General features: G+C 55.8%; 12 protein-coding genes. 7 read left to right on the forward strand and 5 right to left on the reverse strand.

Annotated features, from left to right (window positions below; genetic code table 11):
- Positions 1 to 5: 5 nt before the first annotated feature.
- The 5 genes from GN242_RS08520 to GN242_RS08540 all read left to right on the forward strand — a co-directional run bounded on the left by GN242_RS08520 (position 6) and on the right by GN242_RS08540 (position 6,490).
- Entirely contained in the window at positions 6 to 1,502 is a 1,497-nt protein-coding gene (locus GN242_RS08520; protein ID WP_154751835.1) for a TolC family protein, read from the forward strand.
- A 16-nt stretch (positions 1,503 to 1,518) separates the two neighbouring features.
- Positions 1,519 to 2,310, forward strand: coding sequence for an efflux RND transporter periplasmic adaptor subunit (locus tag GN242_RS08525; protein ID WP_230320637.1), 792 nt, complete (start codon positions 1,519 to 1,521; stop codon positions 2,308 to 2,310).
- Positions 2,307 to 3,626, forward strand: coding sequence for an efflux RND transporter periplasmic adaptor subunit (locus GN242_RS08530; RefSeq protein WP_156287289.1), 1,320 nt, complete (start codon positions 2,307 to 2,309; stop codon positions 3,624 to 3,626). The genes GN242_RS08525 and GN242_RS08530 overlap by 4 nt, the downstream gene beginning before the upstream one ends.
- 3 nt (positions 3,627 to 3,629) lie before the next feature.
- The gene (locus GN242_RS08535; protein ID WP_156287290.1) at positions 3,630 to 5,732 is read left to right on the forward strand and encodes a site-2 protease family protein; all 2,103 of its coding nucleotides are present in this window, start codon (positions 3,630 to 3,632) and stop codon (positions 5,730 to 5,732) included.
- A gap of 83 nt (positions 5,733 to 5,815) precedes the next feature.
- Positions 5,816 to 6,490, forward strand: a complete 675-nt coding sequence (locus GN242_RS08540; RefSeq protein ID WP_156287291.1) for a phage tail protein — start codon at positions 5,816 to 5,818, stop codon at positions 6,488 to 6,490.
- A 62-nt stretch (positions 6,491 to 6,552) separates the two neighbouring features.
- On the opposite strand, the gene GN242_RS08545 is transcribed toward GN242_RS08540, so the two are convergent.
- The 3 genes from GN242_RS08545 to GN242_RS08555 form a co-directional block, all read right to left on the reverse strand.
- Positions 6,553 to 8,130: a methyl-accepting chemotaxis protein gene (locus GN242_RS08545; protein ID WP_156287292.1), complete on the reverse strand. Its 1,578-nt coding sequence runs from the start codon at positions 8,128 to 8,130 to the stop codon at positions 6,553 to 6,555.
- 208 nt (positions 8,131 to 8,338) lie between these two features.
- On the reverse strand, positions 8,339 to 9,985 hold the full coding sequence (gene fumA / locus GN242_RS08550) for a class I fumarate hydratase FumA (RefSeq protein WP_154751481.1): 1,647 nt from the start codon (positions 9,983 to 9,985) through the stop codon (positions 8,339 to 8,341).
- Positions 9,986 to 10,163: 178 nt separating this feature from the next.
- The gene (locus tag GN242_RS08555; RefSeq protein ID WP_154751480.1) at positions 10,164 to 11,675 is read right to left on the reverse strand and encodes a DASS family sodium-coupled anion symporter; all 1,512 of its coding nucleotides are present in this window, start codon (positions 11,673 to 11,675) and stop codon (positions 10,164 to 10,166) included.
- A gap of 593 nt (positions 11,676 to 12,268) precedes the next feature.
- Between GN242_RS08555 and GN242_RS08560 the strand changes: the two genes are divergently transcribed.
- Both GN242_RS08560 and GN242_RS08565 read left to right on the forward strand, forming a co-directional pair.
- The gene (locus GN242_RS08560; protein WP_156287293.1) at positions 12,269 to 15,046 is read left to right on the forward strand and encodes a flavocytochrome c; all 2,778 of its coding nucleotides are present in this window, start codon (positions 12,269 to 12,271) and stop codon (positions 15,044 to 15,046) included.
- Positions 15,047 to 15,118: 72 nt separating this feature from the next.
- Complete coding sequence (locus tag GN242_RS08565; protein ID WP_156287294.1) at positions 15,119 to 16,081, forward strand: FAD:protein FMN transferase; 963 nt, start codon at positions 15,119 to 15,121, stop codon at positions 16,079 to 16,081.
- On the opposite strand, the gene dcuR is transcribed toward GN242_RS08565, so the two are convergent.
- Together dcuR and GN242_RS08575 are read right to left on the reverse strand one after the other, a co-directional pair.
- Complete coding sequence (dcuR, locus tag GN242_RS08570; protein WP_154751477.1) at positions 16,062 to 16,781, reverse strand: two-component system response regulator DcuR; 720 nt, start codon at positions 16,779 to 16,781, stop codon at positions 16,062 to 16,064. The genes GN242_RS08565 and dcuR overlap by 20 nt on opposite strands.
- On the reverse strand, positions 16,778 to 18,421 hold the full coding sequence (locus GN242_RS08575; protein ID WP_156287295.1) for a sensor histidine kinase: 1,644 nt from the start codon (positions 18,419 to 18,421) through the stop codon (positions 16,778 to 16,780). Before GN242_RS08575 ends, dcuR begins: the two co-directional genes overlap by 4 nt.
- Between the last annotated feature and the right edge of the window lie 7 nt (positions 18,422 to 18,428).

Here is an 18,428-nt window from a genome sequence, read left to right on the forward strand (position 1 = left end):
TGATGATGCATAAATATGGAAAAATCTTCAGCGTTAGCGTGATTGCTCTGTTGATTAGCGGCTGTGCGGTCTCTACGCAGCCCATAGATAAGAAGGCCAGCCAGCAGCGCGCCGATGCCGATCTCACTGCGATGTTTAAGAATCAGGATCCTGTGACCGCACCGATCACCCTGCACGATGCGATGGCCCGTGCGCTGAAATATAACCTTGAAGCGCGACTGAAAGTCATGGAGCAGGCGCTGTCTCAGCAGCAGGTCGATCTGTCACGCTTCGATCTGCTGCCGAAAATGGCGGCGGAAGCCGGGTATGCTACCCGCGATAACTACAGCGCCTCCAGCAGCCGCAGCGTTGAATCCGGTAACCAGTCGCTGGAGCCATCAACCTCACAGGATCGTACCCGTCGCGTGGCCGATCTGACGATGGTGTGGAACATTCTCGACTTTGGCGTCAGCTACGTAACCGCCCATCAGCAGTCGGACAAACGCTGGATTGCTGAAGAGCGACGCCGCAAGGTCACTCATACAATCGTGCAGGATGTGCAGTCCGCATACTGGCGCGCCGTGGCGGCTGAACGCCTGCTGGGCCGCATTGATACCTTAATTGGCCGCGTCAATATGGCGCGGGAAAACAGCCAGAAAATGTCGACGCAAAAAGTCGGCGATCTGATTGAAGCCTACAGCTATCAGCGCGCACTGCTGGATGCTACCCGCCAGCTGGAAGAGCAGCGCCGGGCGCTGTCGCTGGCAAAAACTGAGCTGGCCACGCTGATGAACCTGCCGCTGGGCACCAGCTATACGCTGGCACTGCCTGATCGGGAACAGCTGGTGGAACCGGCGCTGAATGTACCGATGGACGATCTGGAAAAAGCAGCGCTGGTGAATCGCCCGGAACTGCGCGAGCAGGACTACCAGGTGCGCATCAGTGCGGCTGAAACACGGAAATCCCTGCTGCGGATGCTGCCGGGTATTGAACTCTCCATTGGGGGGAATTACGACAGCAACTCCTTCCTGGTGAACCAGAGCTGGGTCGATGCCGGGGCAAAAGTAACCTGGAACCTGTTTAATCTGCTCTCTGGTCCGGCGGCCTACGATGTGGCCAAAGCGGGGGAGAGTGTTTCCGAGCTGCGCCGCCAGGCAATGTCGATGGCGGTGCTGGCGCAGCTCTACGTGGCGCGTGCCAACTTTAATGAAGCGCTGCGTCAGTATCACACCGGTAAAGAGTTGCAGGTACTCGACAGTGAAATTCTGGCGCAGCTGAATAACCGCTATCAGGCTGGCAGCATTGGTGAACTGCAACTGATCCAGGGAGAACTTAATGCGGTGAATACTTCGCTGCGTAACGATCTCGCCTATGCGGAACTGCGCAACGCCTACGGACAGGTATTTGTTACCGTGGGTCTTGATCCGCTGCCGGAAGCACAGAAGCTGACGGATATTCCGTCCGTCGGGCAGGCACTGGATCGCACCGAAAAACGCTGGGCAGCCGGCAATATTTCACTGTAAGGCGCAGGGTAATCTGTTGAACAGCAAAATCCGATATTCTCTCATGGTGATGGCCGCGCTGTGCGCGACCTCACAGCCAGGCTATGCCGCCGGTGAGTTACAGCTCGACCCGGTGGCCGCCACTCACGCGGCCCCGGAGGGAAAAGCCCGGGAAGCTCGCGGCGTGCTGCGGGCGGTCGACCAGGCGGTACTCTCCAGCGAACTGAATGCCAAAATTACTGAGATGCCGTTTCGTGAAGGCGAAGCCTTTAACAAAGGCGACCTGCTGGTAAAGTTTGACTGTTCCGCCTATCAGGCGCAGCTATCAGCATCCCAGGCGGCGATGCGTGCCGCGCAGCAGGAGGTAAGCCAAAACCGTCAGCTGGCGGCGATGAAATCCGTTGGCCGCAATGCGGTGGCGCTGTCGGAGGCGCGACTGGCACAGGCAGCGGCGGAAAGTCAGGTTTATCAGATTCAGACCAGCCGCTGTCGCGTTATTGCACCGTTTTCCGGGCAGGTAGTATCGCGTAAAGCACAGGTTTCTGAATATCTGGCGCAGGGCGCTCCGCTGCTGGAAATCGTTGATAACCGCCATCTCGAAATTAATCTGCTGGTGCCGTCGAGCTGGTTAGCCAGCCTGAAGCCGAAGCAGACGTTTACCTTTACTCCTGATGAAACCGGAACCGAGTTGCAGGCGGAAATAGTCCGCGTGGGCGCGCGTATTGATGAAAGCAGCCAGACTCTGGTGCTGATTGGTCGTGTCACTCAGGCTGACAGCGGCCTGATTGCAGGGATGAGCGGCAGCGCACGCTTTACGGATCCGCAGTGAGCAGCACGGCTCCTCCGGCACCAGAGCGGGTGTTTGCCGAGTTTTTCCAGCTTGAATGCCGGGCCAGAGCGGCAAAAACCAGCGAAACTCTCGCCTGGTCAATAGTTAACGATGGCCAGAAATTGTTCGGCTTTCGCCATGTGGCGCTGATTATCAATGGCCGCGTGCGCGCGGTTACCGGGGTGTCAGTGCCCGATCCCCATGCGCCGTTTATCGCCTTTATTGAGCGTGCTGCAAAGCAGCTGATCGCCGGGCAGCATGCTGGCGAAGCCGGCATCATTCAGGCGGACTGGCTGGATGCACAGTCACAGCGTGACTGGCAGACGCTGTCAGCGGCAGAAGCGCTGTGGGTGCCGCTTAACGATCGCCACGGGCAGCTGTTTGGTGGGCTGTGGCTGGCGCGTGATACTCCCTGGCAGGAGGCAGAGCGCCTGCTGGCGCAGCAGCTTGGCGATGTCTACAGCCACGCCTGGCTGGCGCTGGAGCCGCGCAAAGCCTGGCAACCCCGGCTGCCTAAATTAAAAATTCTGGCGGCCGCCGTAGCGGTGATAGTTGTGATGCTGATCCCGGTCAGGCAGTCGGTGCTGGCCCCGGCCGAAGTGGTGCCGCTGGGGGGCAGGGTGGTGACGGCTCCGCTCGATGGCGTGATTGCGCAGTTTATGGTGAAACCCAACCAGCCGGTGAAAAAGGACGACCTGCTGGTACGTTTTGATAACACAGTACTAAAAGCACAGGCTGATGTGGCTGAACGGGCGCTGGATGTGGCGGAGGCCGAGCGGCGCACTGGCGGCCAGCGTGCTTTCCAGGATGCTGATTCCAAATCCAAACTTGATCTTCTTTCCGCCCAGGTGGAGCAGAAACGGGCGGAGCTTAACTATGCACGCGATCTGCTGCAACGCAGCGAAGTGCGCGCCGAACGCGACGGTATTGCGGTATTTGCCGATGCGGAACGGCTGGTGGGCAAACCGGTAAGAACCGGCGAGCGGCTGATGGAGCTGGCCGACCCGCGCCAGGCAGAGCTAAAAATCGAGCTGGATGTGGGTGATGTTATCCCGTTTCCGGCCGATGCGGGGGTAGCGCTGTTTCTTGACAGCGATCCGCTGCATCGCCACGACGCGCAGCTGACCCGTGTTGCCTATGAAGCCGCCATGACGCCCTCTGGTCTGCTGGCCTACCGTCTGGATGCGCGTTTCGTGAACAGCACTCCGCGTATCGGGCTGCGCGGTACGGCAAAAATCTACGGTGAGTATGTTCCGCTGGCGGCCTATCTGTTCCGTCGGCCGCTGGCGGCACTGCGTAAAACGGTAGGTCTGTAAATCATGGCGGCGCTTCCGGCGTTACGCGACGATCTGCAACTCTCGCAGGCGGCTCCGGCGCTGGATGGTTCGCCACAGTGGACGCTGGCGGATACCCTGGCCGGGCGTTACTTCAAGCTGAACGCCAGTGCGATACGCCTGCTGCGTCACTGGGCGCTGGCTGATGATGAGAGCGTACTGGCGGCCGCCAACCGTGAGCCGGGGATCCCGCTGCTGGCGGAGGAGCTGGCTGAGTTTTTACGCTTTCTGCGGGCTCACGACCTGGTCAGCGGCACGGATGCCGAACAGCGCGCCAGCTATCCTCTGAAGTCGGCGGCCCGTCGGCAGGGCCTGCTGAAAAGCGTGTTGCATCAGTATCTCTTCTTTCGTATTCCCCTCTGGCGGCCCGATCCTTTCCTCAACCGCACCTGGCCGTGGCTGGATCAATACGGCGGCGCTCTGCTGCGTTACCTCTTCCCGCTGCTGCTGGTTACCGGGCTGTTTCTGGTCAGTCGCGACTGGCCGCGCTATCAGGGATCCTTTTCTTATCTGTTCACCATGGGCGGGGCGATGGCCTTCGGCTGCACCCTGGTGGTGGCGAAGTTTATTCATGAGCTGGGTCACGCCTGGATGGCCAAACGTGCCGGTTGCCGGGTACAGAGCATGGGCGTGGCGTTTATCGTTATGCTGCCAATGTTTTATACCGATGTCAGCGATGCCTGGCGCATACGTGAGCATCGTGCCCGCATCCTGATTGGTGCGGGGGGGATTCTGGCCGAGCTGCTGTTGGCAATTGTTGCACTGTTTGCCTGGTCACTGCTGCCGGAAGGGCCGCTGCGCACGGCCGCTTTTCTGCTCTCCAGCGCGACCTGGATCACGACCGTGATTATCAATATTAACCCGCTGATGCGCTTCGATGGCTACTTCATGTTAAGCGACCTGTGGCGTATCGATAATCTTCAGGGGCGTGCCTATGAGCTGTGTCGCTGGCAGCTGCGGGAGGTGCTGTTTGGCTACGGTGAAGCGCCGCCTCAGCGCTGGTCACCGCGTATGCGCCGCCGTTTGCTGCTGTGGGGCTACGCGTCCTGGCTGTGGCGCTTCTTTCTGTTCCTCGGTATTGCGCTGACGGTCTATCACTACTTCTTCAAGGTGCTGGGTCTGTTGTTAATGATGGTGGAGATCGGCTGGTTTATTGTGCTGCCGGTCGTACAGGAGATGGCGATGTGGTGGAAACAACGGCAGCATTCGCGGCGAAAAATAATGGTACGTAGTCTGCTGATGGTCGTGCTGCTGCTGGCGGTGCTGTTTGTACCGTGGCGCAGCAGTATTGAGATCCCGGCGCTGATGGAGGCCAGCCGGGTCAGTACGCTCTATGCCCCGGCCCCTGCGCAAATTGTCCGGCTGCACGTTCATGACAGTGAACGGGTGCGCGCCGGTCAGCTGCTGCTGGAGCTGGCTTCACCTGACCTGGATGCCCGCCTGATTATTGCGCGCCAGCGTATCGCTATTTTACAGCTGCAACTGCGTCGCCAGGCGGCACGGCAGGATACGGTGGGTGACATGCTGATCCTGCAACAGCAGCTGGCTGCTTCGCTGGCGGAGCATCGTGGTCTGGCGGCCCAGCGTGAACAGCTGCTGATACGTGCCCCGCAGGCGGGGGTTATCAGGGATATCGCCCGCGACCTGACGCCGGGGCGCTGGCTGTCGCCGGATATCGCTGTGCTACGCGTAGTTGGACAGGAAACCGGCGAGCTTCATGGCTATTTGCGCGAAGATAATCTGCAACGGATTACCCCTGGCGACGGCGGGCGATTTATCGCCGATGACCCGACGCTGGCGGCATTTCCGGTGCGTCTGACAGCGATTGATCCGACCGGGAGTCCGTTCCTGGAAGAGGAGAAACTGGCCTCCGATCGCGGGGGACCGGTAGCGGTCAGGCGGGATGAAGAGAAAAGGGCGCGCCCGGTTCAGGCGTGGTATGGCGTCAGGCTCGAACCCGCCAACGCCACCGCCGCGCCGCAGCAGCCGGTACGTGGAATCGTGGTGATCAAAGGGGAGGCAGAGTCTCTGTTTACCAGTCTGTGGCGGCGAGTAGCGGCGCTTGGTCTGCGGGAAAGTGGTTTTTAAGTTTCGTTATCTGTAAGGCTAAGGCTTTTTGTCCGGCAAAAAAAATAGTTTGGCTAACCTATTGTGATAAAAAGGAAACCTTTATGAAATCTTCAGTGAAAACGGCGTTATCTCTGGCAGTTTCTGGTCTGGCTGTCCTGGCGTATGCGCAGAGTGCGCAGGCATCCTGCACCAGCGAACCTTATCTTGGTTCAGTCTGCTATACGGCGGCCAGCTTCTGTCCTGCAAATGATTATGTGGAAGCCAACGGTGCCACGTTAGCCATCAGCCAGAACTCAGCGCTGTATGCCCTGCTGGGCACCACCTACGGCGGTAACGGTCAGACTACCTTCCAGCTGCCCGACCTGCGCGAGAGAGGGATCGTTGGTGCTAATGGCGGTACTCTGCCGCTGGGAACGGTACGCGGGGCTGATACGATTACCCTGACCCAGAGCCAGATGCCGACGCATACCCATGTTGCCACCCTGACGACACAGCCGGCAACGACCGTGGTGGTTAATGCCAGCGGTAATAACGCTGCCTCGACCGCACCATCCGCCACCAATAACCAGCTGGCGGTGCTTAACGGGCCAGCAGCTAAAGCCTATGCCCCGCAGGGCGGTACGCAGGTTGCGCTTGGCGGCGTCAGCGCCACGTCCACCGGCGGTACTATTGGCGTTTCCAACGCTGGTTCCAGCCTGCCTGTGACGATTATACCTAAACAGACCGCACTGCTGGCCTGCATCGCTGTCCAGGGGCTGTTCCCGTCACGTCCTTAATATCCCGTAAGGTACTGCCCGACGTCAGCACTCTGCGCGTCGGGCAGGTTAACTTTCACCCGTTACTTTTCGCGTAGTTTAAACACCCGCACCATTTCCAGAAGCTGCTCCGCCTGCTGCTGCATCGCCTGAGCGGCCGCCGCCGATGCCTGGGAAAGCGTGGCATTCTGCTGAGTGGCGGCATCCATATGCACCACCGCCACGTTCACCTGGTCAATACCGCTGCTCTGCTCACCGCTGGCCAGCGAAATGGTTTCCACCAGCTGGCTGACGCGCTGTACGCTGGTAACAATCTCCTCCATGGCACTACCCGCCACTTTCACCAGCGAGTTACCCTGGTTGATACGCGCCACTGAACTGTCGATAAGAGTGCCAATCTCTTTAGAGGCGGTAGCAGAACGCTGTGCCAGCGCCCGGACTTCTGCCGCTACTACGGCGAAACCTCGCCCTTCGCTGCCTGCCCGTGCAGCTTCAACCGCCGCATTAAGTGCCAGAATATTGGTCTGGAAGGCGATGCTGTCAATCACACCGATAATGTTGCTGATTTCGGTAGAGAACTGGTGGATTTCGCTCATGGTTTTCACCACCTGTTCTACCACCTCACCGCCGTGGCTGGCCACGCCAAAGGCTTCTGCGGAGATATTGCTGGCGATACGGGAGTTCTCGGCGTTGTTTTTCACTACCGACGTCAGCTCTTCCATTGATGCAGCGGTCTGCACAATAGCGCTGGCCTGTGCTTCATTGCGGGTAGAGAGTTCGCGGCTGCCAGTGGCTATCTCGCTGGAGGCGGCGGCGATGGTCTCAGTACCGGATCGAACCCCGGAGACAATACGGGTCAGATTGCCGTTCATCTCATGCAGGGCATTCATCAGTTCGGCGGTTTCATCACGGCCAGTGACGATAATCTGCGTCTGTAAATCACCGGAGGCCACCGCACGCGCAATAATGACCGCCTGCGCCAGCGGACGGGTGATACTGCGGATCAGCCACCAGGTTATTAAAAATCCGGCCAGCAGCGTCAGCCCCATCGCCAGCAGCAGCATCAGGCGCGTCTGCTCATAGAGATGCTGAGTGCGTGCATCGCTCTGCTGACGGATCAGCACCGCCTGTTTCAGCGTGGCGCTCACCATCTCATCGATCATGCGCGTGGGTTCGCGGTCAATGCCAGCTACCAGCGTATCGACACGATGGGGGCTGCCGGCGTCCTGAACATTGTACTGTTGCAGGGCGGAGAGGTAGTGCTGTTCCAGTTCAGCATGCAGCGTGCGGGTTTTTAAAACCTCTGTATTGCTCATACCAATCTGCGGCAGCAGGGTACTGAGCCGGGTCAGCAGCTCCTCGGTTTTCTGGCTCTGCATCACAAATGCATCGCGATATTTATTAAATTTATCCTGCCCCTGAGTGCCGCGCAGCAGGGTGTTTTTCCACTCCTGAACCTGAATTTTAAACTGTACCTGCGCATTACGCGCGGTATCGATGCTCTCTGCAATGGTCTGTTCCGTGGCCATAATATGCTGGTTCTGCTTCAGCCCGTCGGTGTTGACCGTCAGACCACGTATGCCGATAAACAGGGTCGCCAGCAGCAAAATAGCTGCCAGCAGACCGAGGCGTTGCCCGATGGAGAGATGATTAAGTTTCATGGTGTCAGGATCCCCGGTAAAAAGGTAAAAAGCTCACATATCTCAGAGATATCGGCCTGTGCGGCAGTGGCTTTAATCGGGAGGGGAGGGAGTAACAGCGGATATTGAGGCTAACTGGCTAATCTGTAGGGATAAGTCTGGTTTATGACATTTTCGTGACAATTGCGTTCCCCCTCAATACCGCGAGGGGGAGCGCCACGTTATGCGATTATTTTACGCATTTATCGCACTGGGCCTGATGGATCTTCTGGAAGAAATCGTTGCCCTTATCATCGACCAGAATAAAGGCCGGGAAGTTCTCAACTTCAATTTTCCAGATGGCTTCCATTCCCAGCTCAGGGTACTCGATGCACTCCAGACTCTTGATACTCTGCTGTGCCAATACCGCTGCCGGGCCGCCAATGCTGCCGAGGTAGAAACCGCCGTGTTTATGGCAGGCATCGGTCACCTGCTGGCTGCGGTTGCCTTTCGCCAGCATGATCATGCTGCCGCCGTTAGCCTGAAGCTGGTCAACGTAGGAATCCATACGGCCTGCGGTTGTCGGGCCGAGGGAGCCGGAAGCATAGCCTTCTGGTGTTTTCGCCGGTCCAGCGTAGTACACCGGATGATCCTTGATGTACTGCGGCAGACCCTCACCGTTGTCAATGCGCTCTTTCAGCTTGGCGTGGGCAATATCACGGCCAACGATAATTGTGCCGCTCAGAGAGAGGCGCGTGGAGACCGGATACCCGGAGAGCTGGGCAAGGATCTCTTTCATCGGACGATTCAGGTCAACATGCACCACATCGCCTTCACCCTGCTGGCGCAGTTCGGCAGGGATGTACTGGCCTGGGTTATCTTCCAGCTTCTCGATCCAGATGCCTTCGCGGTTAATCTTCGCTTTGATATTACGGTCAGCGGAACAGGAAACCGCCATCGCCAGCGGGCAGGATGCGCCATGACGCGGCAGACGGATAACGCGGATATCGTGGGCAAAGTATTTGCCGCCAAACTGTGCACCGAGGCCCAGCTGCTGTGCTGCCAGCAGCAGTTCCTGCTCCAGCGCTACATCGCGGAACGCCTGGCCGTGTTCGTTACCTTCGGTAGGCAGCTCATCGTAGTAGTGCGTTGAGGCCAGTTTGACGGTCTTCAGCGTGCTGTCGGCAGAAGTACCGCCAATCACAAAGGCGATATGGTACGGCGGGCAGGCGGCTGTGCCGAGGCTGCGCATTTTCTCGGTGAGATAATCTTTCAGTTTACCCGGGGTAAGCAGCGCTTTGGTTTCCTGGTAGAGGTAGGTTTTGTTGGCAGAACCGCCGCCTTTCGCCATACACAGGAATTTATACTCTTCACCATCAACGCTGTAGAGGTCGATCTGTGCAGGCAGGTTAGTGCCGGTGTTGACCTCACGGTACATATCCAGCGGCGCATTTTGCGAGTAGCGCAGATTGTCTTCGGTGTAGGTGTTGTAAACGCCCTGCGCCAGCGCGGCTTCATCGCCGCCGCCAGTCCACACGCGCTGACCTTTTTTACCCATGATAATCGCGGTTCCAGTGTCCTGGCAGGTAGGCAGAATGCCTTTAGCAGCGATCTCGGAGTTTCTCAAAAACTGTAAGGCAACGTACTTATCGTTTTCACTGGCTTCCGGGTCAGCCAGGATGGCCGCCACCTGGCGCTGGTGGGCCGGACGCAGCATAAACGAGGCATCGTGAAACGCCTGCTGCGCCAGTAAAGTCAGGGCCTGTGGCTCGACTTTCAGTATCTCCTGCCCTTCAAATTCAGTCACGGAAACGTGGTCGCTGGTCAGCAGGTAGTATTCGGTATCCTCTTTGGCAAGAGGGAACGGGCTCTGATAATAGAAAGGTTTTTTCGACATTTTAATCTCACTTAATGATGTGTTGCCGCGTGTCTTCTCGGAGCCACAGGCAACATCACTGGCGATAATTTGGTTATTGATTTTTTATCTTGCCAGCCCGTGGGGAAGGGTGGGCCGGCAAGTGTAAGGAGAATGTTACATTACTGCTCTGTAATCTGCATGCTCTTGCATGTCATATTCAGAACATCATTACCATCCACGGATAACCAATCAGCATCAGTGCGCAGAGGAAGATTGCGCCGAAGATCGTACCCAGACGCCAGTAGTCTTTGGTTGGCAGGTAGCCACTACCGTAGTAAATCGGGCTTGGACCGGTGCCGTACGGAGTAATGATGCCCATCAGACCCAGTGAGGTACACATCATCAGGCAGAACACCGGCATATTGATACCCGGAATCGAAGCGGCAATTGTCAGCATGGCCGGTAACAGCGCCGTGGTGTGCGCAGTGGTACTGGCAAACAGATAGTGCAGCAGGAAGAAGGCAATCATCAGCACCACCGCCGAGACCTGAGGATCATAGCCTTGCAGCAGCATCCCGCCTTCTTTACCCAGCCAGGCGATGAAGCCAACCCGTGCCAGACCATCTGCCAGTGCAACCAGGGTAGCGAACCAGGCGAAGGTGTTCCAGGCCGGTTTGTTGCTGGTAATGTCGTTCCAGTTGAGTACGCCAGTCCACAGCATCAGTACCACCACCAGCAGTGCTGCCATGGCAGGTTCAATCCACGCCGTTGCGAAGATCCACATCAGCAGGGCTGAGACCACAAATACCAGCAGCAGGATTTCATGGCGTGTCAGTTTGCCCAGTTTTTCCAGCTCGCTGATCGCCCAGCGCGGTACTTCGTCGTTAAATTTCACTTCCGGTGGATAGAACCAGTAAGCCAGCAGCGGCATGGTCAGCAGCAGCAACAGACCTAATGGCAGGAAGGCAAGGAACCACATCCCCCAGGAGATATCAAAGCCAATCACACTTTTCACCAGCGCCAGGGCCAGCAGGTTAGGTGCCAGCGCCGACAGGAACATCGAACTGGTGATACAGGCGGCGGTAATCGCAACCCACATCAGGTAAGAACCGATTTTACGTGCGCTTGGATCGTTTGGTTTTGAACCATACAGCGGCGGCAGGTTGGCAATAATCGGGTAGATTGTGCCCCCGCTGCGTGCGGTATTGGATGGAGTGAACGGTGCCAGCAGCAGGTCAGCGAAGGTAATGGCGTAACCCAGCGTCAGGCTGCGACGACCAAGGTATTTCACCAGAATCAGCGCCAGGCGGCGGCCAAACTGCGTTTTGTCATAACCCGCGGCAAACATAAAGGCACCGAAGATCAGCCACACAGTCGAGTTACCAAACCCGCTGACAGCCCATTTAAACGCCTGCGCAGCAGTTTTGAATTTCGGATCCGCCAGTTCGGCAGGGCTGAACAGCAGCCACTGACTGAATAGCGCAATAACCACGACCCCGGTCAGGCCGATAACAGCGCCCGGCAGCGGTTCGAAGATCAAACCAACAATCACCCCAACAAAGATAGCGAAGAAGTGCCATGCATATGGTTCCAGACCGTGAGGTACCGGCACCAGCAGCAGCAATACCGCAACCAGTACTGGCAGGAACAACATGATCAGGCGTTTTTTTTGCCCCGCAGCGGCAGGAGGAGCCTTTGCGGTATCACTTACCATAGATGTTTGTTTCATAGTTTTTGTCTGCAAGTTAATAAGAATGCGTTAAGTGTCCCGGTACTTATAACTGATTTTTTTACTTTCTTTTCTATTTATTTAGCTTTTTTACCGTGACATCTGAAATGAGTTTCGCCTTTTCCCAATAAAAACGACCTCTATTTATTGGGTGGATATAAATATAATGCGACTTCCTTAAATATAGACTTTGATCTGGATCAAGAAAAATTGGAGCCTCTTTATATTTTTAACAAATCATAATTTTTTATTAAGAGTAACTTTCATTTAAAGGCCGTAAGAGTCATCTGATTGTACATTTAATTTCCAGTAACGCCAGTGTTATTTTTATATGTTGTTGATTTTAAATGCTTTAAATTTTATGTAAACGATGGGTTGATTTTTTGTAGCTGTTGGTTAACAATTAATAAAACTATTTGTGTCATCCAAGGGAAATAAAAAGTATTCGTTTATTTAAAAGTTAAATAATTAAAGTTATCGATTATATAGCTAAAGAAATTGTTATATTAACGATATGACATCGGATGACTAAAACAATTAATAAAATATCGTCCGCTACAGAATTCAAAAACTTTTAATTTGGAGTCCACCTAATGAATACGCTAACACCTATTCTGAACCCGCTGACACTGCCTAACGGTGCAGTACTGAAGAACCGCCTGCTGATGGCACCGATGACGACCTGTACTGGCTTCTACGATGGTACTGTGACCAGCGAACTGGTGGAGTATTACCGCGATCGTGCCGGTAGTATCGGCACCGTGATTGTCGAATGCTGCTTTATTGACCCGAAAGGCCCGGCCTTCCCGGGTGCCATCGCTATCGATAGTGATAATAAGATCCCGGGACTGGCGAAAATCGCCCATGCCATCAAAACCGAAGGCTCGAAGGCGATTCTGCAAATCTACCACGGCGGCCGTATGGTGGAGCCTGAGCTGATCGGGGGCAGAACGCCGGTAGCACCAAGCGCCATTGCCGCACCGCGCGAGGGTGCGACCACGCCACAGGCGCTGACTGCTGAAGAAGTTGATGTGATGATCACCAAGTTTGGTGATGCGGTTAACCGTGCAATCAAAGCGGGCTTTGACGGTGTGGAAATCCACGGCGCAAACACCTATCTGATCCAGCAGTTCTACTCTCCGAACTCTAACCAGCGCGACGACAAATGGGGCGGCAGCCGCGATAATCGTGCGCGCTTCCCGCTGGAAGTGCTGGAGATCACCCATAAAATGGCGGAACGCTTTGCGGATTCGTCCTTTATCATCGGCTACCGTTTCTCTCCGGAAGAGATCGAAGTTCCTGGTATTCGCTTTGACGACACCATGTATCTGCTGGAAAAACTGGCGGCACGCGGGCTGGACTACGTGCATTTCTCCGTTGGTCAGCTGCTGCGCTCTTCGATTGTCGATCGTGAAGATCCTACGCCGCTGATCACTAAATATCGTGCTGCTCGTTCTGCAACGCTGGCGAAAGTGCCGGTGATTGGCGTCGGCGGCGTGGTGAACAAAGCGGACGCCGAAATGGCGCTGGAGTACGGCTTTGATCTGGTGGCAGTGGGTAAAGCCTGCATTGCCTACCCGGACTGGGCTGACCGTATTATCAAAAATGATCACCTGGAGCTGTTTATTGACAGCACCCAGCGTGAAGCACTGAACATTCCTGAACCGCTGTGGCGCTTCTCTCTGGTTGACGCCATGATCCGCGACGTCAGCACCAGCGGTCGTAAATATAAAGCCGGGGTTTACCAGGAGAAAGTGGAAGCCGAAGCGCTGAAGCTGAAAATCAACGTTACCCTCGATACCGACCGTATTACCGATATTTCGCTGATCCCGGATGACACCCTCGACGTTGACTTTACCACTACGTTTGAGAGCCTGCGCAGCCGTATGCTGGTGGCTAACAGCCCGCATGTGGATGCCGTTACCGGGGCAACCACTCAGAGTGAGGCGCTGAAAAAAGCCGTCTCCCGTGCGATGGCTACCTCCAGCAAAGAGCATGTGATTGAAGAGGGCGGCAACCCACAGGCACCGCAGAACTTTGATGTGGTGGTGGTAGGCAGCGGCGGTGGCGGTCTGGCGGCAGCGATTCAGGCCAGCGATGCGGGTGCTCATGTGGTGATCATCGAGAAGATGCCTACCATCGGCGGTAATACCATTAAAGCCTCCGTCGGGATGAATGCGGCAGAAACCCGCTTCCAGAAGCTGAAAGGCATCGAGGACAGCAAAGAGTTGTTCTATGAGGAGACGCTGAAAGGCGGCAAGTTTAAAAACAACCCTGAGCTGCTGCGTGAGTTCGTTAACCTGGCGCCGGAAGCAATTGAGTGGCTGGCGACGAACGGTATTGAGCTGAACGACATCACCATTACCGGCGGTATGAGCATTGACCGTACACACCGTCCTGCGGATCGCTCTGCGGTAGGGGGCTTCCTGATCAGCGGGCTGGTGAAGAATATTAACCAGCGCAATATCGAAGTACTGCTGGAGACCTCCGTCGCCGAAATTCTGATGGAAAATGGCGCGGTGAGCGGCGTGAGAGTGGTCGATGAATATAACGACACGCGTATTCTGCATGCCAAAAGCGTGATTGTCGCTACCGGTGGCTTCAGTGCCAACCGCGAGATGGTGGTTAAATATCGTCCAGAGCTGGACGGCTTCGTCACTACCAACCACAAAGGCGCGACCGGTAGCGGGATCGCGATGCTGGAGAACATTGGCGCAGGCACTGTGGATTTGGGCGAAATCCAGATTCACCCGACCGTGGAACAGACCACTTCCTATCTGATTTCAGAAGCAATTCGCGGCGGCGGTGCCATTCTGGTGAGCCAGGCTGGCCAGCGTTTCTATAACGAGATGGAGACCCGCGACAAAGTTTCTGCTGAGATCATTGCCCTGCCTGAGAAGAGCGCGTGGATTATCTTTGACGACCAGGTACGCACTAATAACAAAGCGGCCGATGAGTATATCGCCAAAGGCTTTGTTATCAGCGCGCCAACGCCGCATGAGCTGGCAGTTAAACTGAATATGGATCAGGAGACTCTGCAAACCACCCTGGGCCGTTACAATCAGTTTGTGGCAGAGCAGAAGGACGAGGACTTTGGCCGTGCCACGGCGCTGCGTCACCCGCTTAATCAGGGGCCTTACTACGCTATTCGCATCGCACCAGGCGTGCACCACACTATGGGCGGTGTCACCATTAACACCGATACTGCGGTGCTGGATGCGCAGAAACAGGTGATTAAGGGTGCCTGGGCGGCAGGTGAAGTGGTTGGGGGCATTCACGGCGCTAACCGCATCGGTGGTAATGCCGTAGCCGATATTATCATCTTCGGTATTCTGGCAGGGCGTAACGCAGCAGCTTACGCGAAACGTTAAATCGGCGTCGGGTTAAGCCGACGATGCGCAGGGGAGGAGCATGCTCCTCCCGCTTGCCAGGAGGATGGCGCGATGTCCGCAGGTTCCTACTCTTATTCCGCAGTACTGATGGGTTCTCCCATTCTTCTCAAACTGTTTGAACATGATGAAGCACTCGCTGGTCGGGTGTTTCGTCTTATCAGGCATCAGGAAAATCTGTTTACCGTAAACCGTGCGCAGTCGGAAGTGATGGCGATTAATCATGCGGCGGGGCTGCATCCGGTGGTGGTTTCTCCTGCGGTCTATCCGCTGATTAAGCGTGCCAGCGAGGTCAGCAAGCTGAAAGATAGCTGCTTTAATTTCGCCATCGGGCCGCTGGTAAAGCGCTGGAAAATTGGTTTTCAGGGCGATACGGTACCGCCTGCCGGCGAGTTACAGGCGTTACTGGCGCTCACCGATCCGCATCAGGTGATCCTTGATGATGATGCCCGTTCGGTGTTTCTGCAACAGGCGGGAATGGAGATCGATCTGGGGGCCATCGCCAAGGGCTATATCGCTGATGTGGTGCGCGACTATCTGCAACAGCAGCAGGTGGAGTGCGCGCTGATCAATCTTGGCGGTAATGTGCAGACGCTGGGCCATCCGCATCAGCAGAGCTGGGGCATTGGCCTGCAAAAGCCGTTTGCCGGGCCTGAAGAGCTGATCGGGGTGATTAACGTCACCCATAAGTCAGTGGTGACTTCCGGAGTCTATGAGCGCTATTTCGAACGGGATGGCCGCCGTTATCACCATATCCTTGACCCCCGTACCGGCGCACCGCTGGATAATGAGCTGCTGAGTGTGACGATTATTTCGGAGGACTCAATTGACGGGGATATCTGGACGACGCTGCTGTATGGTCTGGGTGTGGAAAAAAGCCTCGCCTGTTTGCGTGATACGCCACAGATCGAGGCTATTTTTGTCACCAGAGACCGCGAGGTCATCTGCTCTTCACAGCGCGGTTACCGCTTTACGCTGCTTGACCACAGCTACCGGCTTACTGGCAGTACTGCTTAAGCAGGGCGGTATGTTCAGGTTGCAGGCGGTAGCGATAGACCGGCCTGCCGGTTGCACCATAGTGAATGCTGGTAAACAGGATATTGCTGTGAGCCAGCCAGATAAGATATTTTCGGCAGGAGACGCGTGAAATATTCACCGCTGCGGCAAGATCGTCGGTGGAAAACTCCTCGTGCGGATGGGCATCGATCCACAGGCACAGCGTGCGTAACGTTTGCGGCGTTAATCCTTTCGGCAGGCGTTTAGTATCTTCAACGGCGGGATGGTTACCATGGATAAGCTGGTCAACTTCGGCCTGTTCATAAAACTGATGGTTATCCATCAGCGTCTTTTTCTGTTTCCAGCCGGTCAGCGCTTCTTCAAAACGTGAAAACTGGAAAGGCTTGATCAGGTAATCCACCACACCGTAATGCAGAGACTGTTTAATGGTGGCGGCATCGGCCGCAGAAGAGATAACAATCACATCCACCGGACGCTTTGCTTCCCGCAGCGCGGGCAGAAGATCCAGCCCGTTATCCTGCTGCATATAGACATCCAGCAGAATCAGATCGACCGGCAGCTCGCTGTTCAACACCAGGTCTTTCGCCTGCTGAAGGGTTGAGGCAACGGCGCAGCAGGAAAATCCTGGCAGTTGGGCGACATAGCAGCGGTTCAGTTCTGCGACCATCGCATCATCATCGACGACTAAAACATTGATCATGCGTTTTTACTCTCTCCATCATCCCAGGGCAGTTGTACAAAAAATTGCGTATAAACGCCAGGCTCGGACTCTACAATAATTTTTCCGCCAAGGCTTTCAGTTTGTTGTTTTACCAGAAACAGCCCGACGCCACGCTCTTCACCTTTTGACGAGAAGCCCTTATTAAAAATCGCCTCCAGCTGGTCGGCGGCAATGCCGGGACCGTCGTCGCTGACCTCGCAGGCGAGATAGCCATTCTGGTAGTGCAGCAGTACGCTCACTTCCCCTTCAGCGTTTGGCCCCAGTGCATCCAGAGCATTTTCAATCAGGTTCCCCAGCACGGTGATCAGCGCCGCAACCTGCTGTTCGCTGCCGCTGTCCGGCAGCAGGCAGTCATCGCTGATCAGCAGATGGTTGCCGCTATCTGAGGCGCGGTTGATTTTACTTAACAGGAAACCGGCAATCACCGGTGACTTGATCTTCCCCAACAGCGATCCGATCTCCGTCTGATAATTATTAGCGGTTTTAAGAATATAATCCTCTACTTTGCCGTAACTTTTCATATGCAGCAGGCCGAGTATGACATGCAGTTTATTCATAAACTCATGGGAACGCTCGCGTAACGCATCCACATAGCTGACCAGGCCATCCAGCCGCTGCATCAGCTGGCTGACTTCCGTTTTATCCCTGAAAGTGCAGATAGCGCCGATAATCACGCCGTTGCTGCGAACCGGCATAGTGTTGCAGAGCAGAACCCGGCCTTTAAAATCGATCTCTTCATCACGACGAGGAACTCCATGGCTCAGGACATCACGAAGATTGGAGATCAGCGGCCCGGAGGCGGCCACCATCTCGCCGACTTCGGTGTTGATCGCCTGCTGAAGGCCGGTTTCGCGCAGCAGCTGTCGTGCCGCACGGTTGATTAGCGTCACCTGCATATGATCGTCAATGGCGATCACCCCTTCTTTCATCGATTGCAGCATCGCCTGACGCTGTTCAAACAGCGTGGAGATTTCATACGGTTCCAGACCGAACAGAATACGCTTGGCGGCGTTCACCAGCATATAGGTGCCAATGGTCCCAACCAGCATCCCGCACAGGGCCGTCCAGAAGATATTCCAGCGGCTTTTGCTGATCTGCAAGGCCACCTCACTTAATGAGATGCCAATGGCCACCACGCCAATTTGCCGCTGCTGGCTGTCATAGACCGGGGTGAACAGCCGCAGCGCCTCCGCCAGTTTGCCGTGGTTGATGGCCATATTTTCTCGGCCATGCAGCGCAGGCTCAATGTCATTGCCGATAAAATGCTGATTAATCAGCTCCGCGTTGGGATGCGAATAGCGGATGCCGTCCATATTGGTGACCACCACAAACAGCAGGTCGTTACTCTCCTGTACCGCGCTGGCAATTGGCTGAATGATGCCGCTGGCAGGTGGCAGCAGCAGAGCGCGCTGGATCTCGGGGGAGTCTGCCAGAGTGCGCGCCACCGCCAGCGCTTTATCTTTAACGCTCTCCTGAGTGACGTTGCTGATCTGAAAGAAATAGAACAGGTGAACAATCAGCAGCACTGTGGCAATCACCGCACTGACCATCAGACTGACGGAGGTACTGAGTTTCATCGGACGCTTGCGCGCGGCAATCGGCTGCTGCGGGTCGCTCATCGGGACT

The sequence above is a fragment of the Erwinia sorbitola genome (assembly GCF_009738185.1).
Classification (GTDB): Bacteria; Pseudomonadota; Gammaproteobacteria; order Enterobacterales; family Enterobacteriaceae; genus Erwinia; species Erwinia sorbitola.